At 63.0% G+C, this 8,719-nt stretch carries 5 protein-coding genes and 2 pseudogenes; 4 read left to right on the top strand and 3 right to left on the bottom strand.

All coding sequences use genetic code 11. The features are described 5' to 3' along the window. Window positions 1-277 (bottom strand): annotated as a pseudogene (locus U1E20_RS09550) (PAS domain-containing sensor histidine kinase); the annotation flags it as partial. A gap of 201 nt (window positions 278-478) precedes the next feature. Here U1E20_RS09550 and U1E20_RS09545 point away from each other — a divergent pair. The 4 genes and pseudogenes from U1E20_RS09545 (at window position 479) to U1E20_RS09530 (ending at window position 3,943) form a co-directional block, all read left to right on the top strand. Next, window positions 479-763: a hypothetical protein gene (locus U1E20_RS09545; protein WP_409980354.1), complete on the top strand. Its 285-nt coding sequence runs from the start codon at window positions 479-481 to the stop codon at window positions 761-763. Between the two features lie 197 nt (window positions 764-960). Then, on the top strand, window positions 961-1,554 hold the full coding sequence (locus U1E20_RS09540; protein WP_409980353.1) for a hypothetical protein: 594 nt from the start codon (window positions 961-963) through the stop codon (window positions 1,552-1,554). A 108-nt stretch (window positions 1,555-1,662) separates the two neighbouring features. After that, window positions 1,663-3,468 (top strand): translation elongation factor 4, encoded by a 1,806-nt coding sequence (gene lepA / locus U1E20_RS09535; RefSeq protein ID WP_409980352.1) that lies wholly within the window; start codon window positions 1,663-1,665, stop codon window positions 3,466-3,468. A gap of 113 nt (window positions 3,469-3,581) precedes the next feature. Then, window positions 3,582-3,943, top strand: a pseudogene (locus U1E20_RS09530) (endonuclease domain-containing protein). Window positions 3,944-4,121: 178 nt separating this feature from the next. Here the strand turns inward: U1E20_RS09530 and U1E20_RS09525 are convergent. Further along, window positions 4,122-5,024: an EamA family transporter gene (locus U1E20_RS09525; RefSeq protein ID WP_409980351.1), complete on the bottom strand. Its 903-nt coding sequence runs from the start codon at window positions 5,022-5,024 to the stop codon at window positions 4,122-4,124. A gap of 77 nt (window positions 5,025-5,101) precedes the next feature. Beyond that, complete coding sequence (locus tag U1E20_RS09520) at window positions 5,102-8,557, bottom strand: acyl-[ACP]--phospholipid O-acyltransferase (protein ID WP_409980350.1); 3,456 nt, start codon at window positions 8,555-8,557, stop codon at window positions 5,102-5,104. Between the last annotated feature and the right edge of the window lie 162 nt (window positions 8,558-8,719).

Genomic DNA, 8,719 nt, shown 5'->3' with positions numbered 1-8,719 from the left:
GGCTTCGGGCGATGCGCAAATCTCCCGTGCGCGACAGAACGACGACCGAGATCAGCGGGATTTGCGCGAAAAGGAAGATCGCGGACTGGCGCGGCGTCGGCGCGCCCTGGAAGACGAAAAGCAGCGCCGCCGTGAGCAGAATGCAGCCGGAAAGGACGAGCCGCGCGACGATGAAGGCGCGATGTTGCGCCGCCTCGACCGGTCGTCCGGCGACCCGTTCATGCAGCGCGGCGCTCACGCAAGACTCGTATCGGCTGTCGTCGGCAAAGCTACTCAAGACCCAGACTCCTCATCGCCGGAAGAGATAAGGGAGCGTCCTTAAGCAGCCGCTAAGCCGGCGCGAAAACCTCACGAGTCATTCTTCGACGCGTCGACATGGTTTGCATTTTATTGCCAAAATTATTGACGCAAAAAACCTACCTGCGTTTACCAAGGCGCAACCCGACAGCGACATGCTGTCGGAAGGCCGTGGTCGGCGATGGGGACGATTTTGGTTTTTCTCATCAAATGCGCCATCTGCATCCTTCTGGTGTTCGTCGCGCTGCAATGGCGCGCCGAAGATGCGCCGGTTGCGAAAAAGAGCGCGGTTGCGCGCCTTGAAAAGCAGCTGAAGCCGGGTAGGATCGTCGAGGACGTCGCCTCGTTCCTTCATTCCGGCGGCGATGCGCTCGCCGGCGCCTTGCGCGACAAATGTCTGGCGACGCCGCGCGACTGCCTTTCGACCGCGCAGAAATTTCAATCGGCCGCTGGTCGCGCGCAATGAGCCGGGAAATCCACGGCGGCATGCTGTGCAATGATCGGCGCTCATGCGCCGATTTTGCCGAATCGGCTTTTTGACACTAAACATGGTCGCGCTTGGCGCGCGATTTTGAGGCCGAACCGCCACCGAGGCCATTTTCGTCGTGCTCGCGCGCGACCCGGTCGCCCGTCGCGAGCCATGTCTCTCCAAAGGAGGCGGCCATGTCCGAAGAACCTACGTCGCAACCTGAAGATACGGTTTCCCGCGCCCTCGTGAACAATCTGCAGGAACAGTTGAAAGCGACGCGCATGGAGCGCGATCGGCAGATTTTCGAAAAATCCGAAATCGTCGCCAAGGCCAACGCCTACGCCAAGGAACGCGACGACCTTCGTGACAGCCTCGCCGCGATGACCGCCGAGCGCGACCGCCTCGCGGCGGAGAAGGCCTCGGCTTCGGCGCAGACGCTGCAGGCGTCGAAACAACTCGAAGCCGCCAATCGGCGCGCCGACGAGGCCGAGGCCGAGGTCGTCCGGCTACGCCATGCGATCGCCACCGCGCCTTCGTCCGATCCCGCCGTCGTGGTGTGGAACCTGGTCTCGCAACAGACCAAAAAGGGCGTCGCCTGGGTGAGGAGCAAGATTCCCGCCGATAGCCCGGCTTTGCCCTGGTACGACAAGACGATCGAGGTGGTGACCCAGGTCGGCTGCATGGCGGTGAAGGCGGCCGACGCCTTCATGCGTTGGGCCGTCCCCAAGGCGATCGAATTGTTTAACCGCGGCAAGGCGGAGCTCGAGGCGCGGATGGAGAAGAAATAGGCTTCTTTCGAGCTCCGGCGCCGGCGCCAGAGGCGCGGGGCGCGCAATCGCGCTGACTTGGCTTGGCGCGCCCTTTCCTTCCGGGTCGGGCGCTGCTATCCCGCGCCCATGACCGCCCATAAAATCGAAAATATCCGCAATTTCTCCATCGTCGCGCATATCGACCACGGCAAGTCGACCCTCGCCGACAGGCTGATTCAGGAGACCGGGACGCTTGCCGCGCGCGAGATGGTGGAGCAGGTGCTCGATTCGATGGACATCGAGCGCGAGCGCGGCATCACCATCAAGGCGCAGACCGTGCGCCTCAATTACAGGGCCAAGGACGGCAAGGATTATGTCCTCAATCTGATGGACACGCCCGGCCATGTCGACTTCGCCTATGAGGTGTCGCGCTCGCTCAAGGCCTGCGAGGGTTCGCTCCTAGTCGTCGACGCCTCCCAGGGCGTCGAGGCGCAGACTCTCGCCAACGTCTATCAGGCGATCGACGCCGGCCATGAGATCGTTCCCGTCCTCAACAAGATCGACCTGCCGGCGGCCGAGCCAGACCGCATCAAGGAGCAGATCGAGGAGGTGATCGGGCTCGACGCCTCGGACGCCGTGCTGATCTCGGCCAAGACCGGCATCGGCATCCCGGACGTGTTGGAAGCGATCGTCGCCCGCCTGCCGCCGCCCGCCGGCGACGAAAAGGCGCCGCTAAAGGCGCTCCTCGTCGATAGCTGGTACGACGCCTATCTCGGCGTCGTCGTGCTGGTGCGGATCTTCGACGGAACCTTGAAAAAGGGCCAGAAGATAAAAATGATGGCGACCGACGCCCATTATGAGATCGACAAGATCGGCGTCTTTCGTCCCAAGATGCAGGATGTCGCCGCGCTCGGGCCGGGCGAGGTCGGCTTCATCACCGCGCAGATCAAACAGGTCGCCGATACCCGCGTCGGCGACACGATCACCGACGACAAAAAGCCGACCGCCGAGCCGCTGCCGGGCTTTAAGCCGGCGCAGCCCGTCGTGTTCTGCGGGCTCTTTCCGGTCGACGCCGCCGACTTCGAGGATTTGCGCGCCGCGATCGCCAAGCTGCGGTTGAACGACGCGAGCTTCTCCTATGAAATGGAGACCTCAGCCGCGCTCGGCTTCGGTTTCCGTTGCGGCTTTCTCGGTCTCTTGCATCTTGAAATCATACAGGAGCGGCTGCAGCGCGAATTCGATCTCGATCTCATCGCGACGGCGCCGTCGGTCATCTACAAGATCACGCTCACCAATGGCGACGAGATCGAGCTGCATAATCCGGCCGACATGCCGGATGTGGTGAAGATCGAGGAGATCAAGGAGCCGTGGATCAGGGCGACGATTTTGACGCCCGATGATTATCTCGGCTCGGTGCTGAAACTCTGTCAGGACCGGCGCGGCGTGCAGGTCGATCTCAATTATGTCGGCAAGCGCGCGATGGCGGTTTACGATCTGCCGCTCAACGAAGTGGTGTTCGATTTCTATGATCGTTTGAAGTCGATCTCGAAAGGCTATGCGAGCTTCGACTATCAGCTCACCGACTATCGCGCCGGCGATCTCGTCAAGATGAGCATTCTCGTCAACAGCGAGCCGGTCGACGCGCTCTCGATGCTCGTGCATCGCACCCGCGCCGAGGGGCGCGGCCGGCAGATGTGCGAGAAATTAAAGGAGCTGATTCCGCCGCATATGTTCCAGGTGCCGATCCAGGCGGCGCTGGGCGGCAAGATCATCGCCCGCGAAACCGTGCGCGCCTTCCGCAAGGACGTGACCGCCAAATGCTATGGCGGCGACGTGACCCGCAAGCGCAAGCTTCTGGAGAAGCAAAAGGAAGGCAAGAAGAAGATGCGCCAATTCGGCCGCGTCGAGATTCCGCAGGAGGCGTTTATCGCGGCGCTGAAGATGGAGGAGTGAGCGCAGACCTAAATTGTGGAATTTTATAGGTTCGCACGGCGCTTGCCGCCCCTCTCCCCGCTTGCGGCGAGAGGTAAGGAGAGGGGCCGGGGGATTAGCAGAAAGAAACATTCATGCGCGGCCTACGCATCATCGAGACACGCCGCGCACGCGCTTTGCGGCGAGATGCCACTGGCGCTGAACGAATGCTTTGGAAGCGCCTTCAGAACCGCGCGCTTGACGGTTTCAAATTCGTGCGGCAGGCCCGATTGGGCCCTTTATCGCGGACTTCTTGTGTCGTGAGCGCAAGGTGATCATTGAACTCGACGGCGAGACCCATTCGACCGAAGAGGAGATCGCGCGCGACAAGCGGCCAACGGATTATCTCCAAGAGCAAAATTATCGAGTCGTCCGCTTCGTAAATGCGGAAGTCTACGAAAATGTTGAAGCGGTCGCGGAGGCCATTCTTTCTGCGTTGATCGAAACTGCGCGCTAATCGCCCAAGCCCCTCACCTCACCTCTCCCCGCGAGCGGGGAGAGGGGATAGGAACGTGACGCCTTTGAAGTATAGCAAGCGGACGATTTTTTCGTGAATCGCCCGACGCCCCTTCTTCCAGGGGATTTGCGAAAGGTCGTCAGCTGCAGTGGCCGACCATAGCCGGCCGTAAGATTCGTCACCCCCGCGCCAGCGCGATCATCACCGCGCCGGCGAGCATCACCGCCGCGCCGAGCAGCCGGCCGCCGGTCTCCTCCTTCAGCACATGCCCGCTGGCGAGCACGGTGAAGAGCGCCGAGAGGCGTTTGATAGCGATGACGTAAGGGGTGAACAGAATCGTCAGCGCCCACATCTGCAAAGTGTTGCCGAAAGCCATCGCCGAACCGGCGGCGATGGCGTGGCGCAGGGCGAACACGCGCGGCGCGGCGCGCCGGCCGGCGAGCCAATAGGCGAGGGAGCAGAGCGCAATCACGATGGTCACCGCGGTGATCCAGACGAGCGGCGTCGACGCCCTGACGCCGAGCTTGTCGATATTGGCGGTGACGCTCCAGATCACCGCGGTGCCGATCATCATCCGCGCGCCCTTGTCGCGGGCGAAGACATGGAAGTTGAAGCGGCGTCCGCTCTCTTGGTCGACGTCGAGCAGGCCGACGCCGAGCATGGTGAACAGCACGCCGAAGACGCCCATCGGCGGCGCATGTTCGCCGGTCATGATCGGCGAGGTGACGAGCATCAGCACTGGGGTCAGCAGCACTAGAGGCGCGACCAGCGACGCGTCCGACAGTCGAAAGGCGCGAATGTAAAACACATAGGCGACGACATTGAGCGCGCCCGACCAGAGGAGCAGAGTCCAGAAGTCAGGCCTGGTCAGCGCGGCAAGCGTCTCGCGCGGCGCGGTCAACAGCCCCGGATAGGAGACGAAGCAGGCGGCGATCAGCAGCAGCGCGCCCGCCCCCCATTGCGTCGCGAGAATGGCGCGATCATCCGCCGTCCGCGTCGCGGCCTTGGTGCCGAGATCGGTAATGGACTGGCAAAGGGCGGTGACGAGCGCGGCGAGAAGAGCGAGAAGCGCGAGGTCCATGGCGCGCGCTATAGCGCATCAGGCGCAAAAGCGGGAGTTGCGCCGCGCTCGACGTTCACCGCCGAAACGCCGTTCGTTCACGCTGAAATCGCGGCGTCGCCGTCGATGCGACCGAGCAGTCCGTTGGGCAGGCGCGGATTTGAAAGAATATAGCGCCCGCGGTCTCGGACCAGTTTGGTCACGGCGGCGAAATCGACCTTGCCGGACCCGAGCAGCGGCAAATCTTCGACGATCATGATTTCAGCCGGAATCATCAGATCGGACGCGTTTTTCGATTTGGCGTAGCTTTGAAAATCGGCGCGGGTCGCGTCCTTTTGCTGCGTGACGAGAATGATTCGCTCGCCCTTGCGCGGATCGATCTCGGTCCCGGCCGCGGACAGCACGTCGGGCCAGAGCTCCGCCGCCAGCTGTTCGATCGCCGCGAGCGACACCATCTCGCCGCCGATCTTGGCGAAGCGCTTCGCCCGTCCCTTGATCGTCACATAGCCCTGCGCATCGATCGTGACGATATCGCCGGTGTCGTGCCAACCGTTTTCCGGCGGCTGCGCCACGCCGGGCTGATCGACCTTGAGATAGCCGATCATGATATTGGGGCCGCGCACCAGCAGTCTTCCGCCCTCGACGCCGGGAACGGCTTCGAGCCGATGTTCGACGCCGGGCATCAGCCGTCCGACCGAGCCGAATTTATTGAACATCGGCGTGTTGAGCGCGAGCACCGGCGCGGCTTCGGTCACGCCATAGCCTTCGAGAATGCGGACGCCGAATTTCTCCAGCCAACTATCGCGGGTCGATTGCTTCACCGGCTCGGCGCCGGCGACGACATAGCGGATCGAGCGAAAATCATAGGCATGCGCCGCGCGGGCGTAGCCCGCGAGAAACGTATCGGCGCCGAAAAGAATCGTGGCGTTCGAGCCGTAAACCAGCTCGGGCACGATGCGATAGTGCAAGGGCGAGGGATAGAGATAGATCGGCACGCCGGAGATGAGCGGCAGCGTAAAGCCGACCGTCAGGCCGAAGGAATGAAACATCGGCAGCACGTTGAAGACCTTGTCCTTGCGTCCAAAGTCGATGCGCGCCGTCGCCTGCGCCGCATTGGCGAGCATGTTTTTATGCGACAACGCCACGCCTTTTGGCGCGCCTTCCGAACCCGAGGTGAAGAGGATCGCCGCCATGTCGGCGGGCTTGCGGGCGACCACCGGTTTGCGGAACCGTCGGAAGGCGTCGAATTTGTCGGCAAAGGAAATGCGCGCGCGAATGTCTTCGAGATAGACGACCGCGACTTTCTCTTCGAGCGCGGCGACAAGCTTTTCGAGCCTGGCTTTCTCGATGAAGCCGCGGGACGTCAAGATTGTCTTCGCCTGCGCGGCCTCGCAACCCGAAAGAATATTCGCGGCGCCGGCGGTGAAATTTATCATCGCCGGCGTTCTGCCGGCCGAAATGACCGCAAGGAAAGCGATGCCCGCGCCATTGGCGTTCGGCAGCATCAGTCCGACCGCGTCGCCCGGATTGCCGATCATCGCAATCTTGCCGGCGAGCGCCCGCGTTCCGATCAAGAGCCTGCGATAACTGACCTTGCCGGCGACCGGATCTTCGAGCGCGCCGCGCGACAGGCCGTGTTCGCGCGCCGCTTCGACCACCGCTTCGAACAGCGTGCGGTCGATATTGGTGGTGCGGAAGACGAGGTCCGACATGATCTGATAGAGCGCCGCGCCCGCCGCAATGCGCCGCGCCTTGCCTTTCAGCGAATCGTCGACGGTCAGGCGGACCGGTTCGAGCGCGGTGAGCGTGAATTTCGGAAACCAGCGCCGGCGCGCCTGTTCGCGGGTCAGCCGGGAGAACATCGTCGCTTCGGCGCCTTCGATGCGCACCGGGACGATCATCGCGCCGGATTTTTCCGCGATCAGCCCGGCGCCGTCATAGACTTTCATCAGGCTGCCGGTGACCGTCAGCCGCCCTTCCGGAAAGATCACGAGCGGATTGCCGTCCCTGACCGCATGGATCAGCACGCGCGTCCCCAACGGATTTGCCGGATCGAGCGGAATGGCGCGGGCGACATTTAAAAACGGCTTCACCCACCATTTCTGCGAAATTTCGAGGTCGATGGCGAAAACCGGCTCCTTCGGCATGACCGCGAGAATCGCCGCGGCGTCGAGAAAGCTCACATGATTGAGCGCGACGATCGGGTTGGGTCCGGCCTTTTCGAAATTCTCGAACCCCTTTACTTCGAGACGGTACAAGGCGCGAAAAATGATCGAGAGCAGGTCCCGCATCGGCGAAGCGACGACCGTCTTGAGCATCCAGACCGAGGCGGCCAGCGCGACCACCGCGAGGCCGATCAACAGCGCCGAGAACGAAACGCCAAGGCTCTGCAGGCCCGCCACGCCGACGCCGCCGAGCGCCATGAAGGCGGCGTTCTGCACATTGACCGCGGCGATGGTGCGGGCGCGTTCCTGCGGCGCGCTCCGCGCCTGAATGGCGGCGAAGGACGGCACGATCATCAGACCCCCGGCGACGGCAAGGATCAAAAAATCGACCGCGACGCGCCAGGCGAGCGGCTGCGCGAAATAGGCCTCCGGCGCCAGCGCCGCGGCTGCGTCGGGCGCCGGCGACAGCAGCAGGGCGAGGCCGAGATCGGCCGACCCGAAGGCGACGAGCGCCGCGCCGACGGCCGACGGCAGCAGCACGATCTTGCCCTTGAGCAGAAAGGCCGCGAGGCCGGACCCCATAGCGATGCCGACGGCGAACAGCGCCAAATGCATGCTGACGACGATTTCGGCGCCATGCAGGGTCTGGGTGATCAGCGAAGGCGCCAGCGACATGGCGATCGAGCCGAACAGCCAGAAGAGGCTGGTGACGATCGCGAGGCGCCGCAACTCCTCTTGGGCGCGCAGATGAAGCAGCAGCCTGTAGGTCGAGCGCAGGACATTGGCGTCGATCGCCAGATCAGGATCAGCGCGTCCCGTCGGCGGAATGAGCCAGGCCGCGCCGACCGCAAGCAACGCGACGCCCATCACGCCGGTCGCGAGTATCACGCCGTCGCCCGCATGCAGCGCTGCCCCGCCGGCGACCGTTCCGCTCAAAATCGCGAAGAAGGTGGCGCTTTCGACAAGCGCGTTTCCGGCCGGAAGCTCCTCGCGCGTCAGATGGTCGGGCAGGATGCCGTATTTGATCGGCCCGAACAGCGCGCCGGTGACGCCGAAGAGTATTAGCGCGCCAAACAGCGTTGGCAGGCTGGCGAAGAGAAACCCCGCCGCCGACAGGCCGGCGACGGCGACTTCCGCGACGCTCAGCCAGCGCGTGACGCGCGCCTTGTCATATTTGTCGGCGAATTCGCCGCCGATCGCCGACAAAAGAAAATAGGGGGCGATGAAGGCCGCGCCGGCGAGCGTGACGAGCGACGCGCCGCCCTCGGCCATTCGCGCCAAGATCAAGAGCACCAGCGCGTTCTTGAGGAAATTGTCGTTGAAGGCCGCGAAGAACTGACGCCAGAACAATGGCGCGAAACGCCGTGAAGCAAGAAGCGAATGCGTCATGTCTGAACTTCCGGGAGAGGCGCCGAGACTTTCTTCGATGACCCTTAAGGATCGGTCAAATCCGGCGAGTTGCAATGAGCGTCGCAGGCCAGTTTTTTGCCATGAACTGCGTTCATAAAGGAGATTGCAGCGCTTTTGCTCTGCCGTCAATCAAAAAATGAA

It is taken from the genome of Methylocystis sp., from assembly GCF_046349115.1.
Lineage (GTDB): Bacteria > Pseudomonadota > Alphaproteobacteria > Rhizobiales > Beijerinckiaceae > Methylocystis.
Note: the sequence above shows the minus strand (reverse complement) of the source record. Positions and strands in the feature narration are given on the sequence as shown.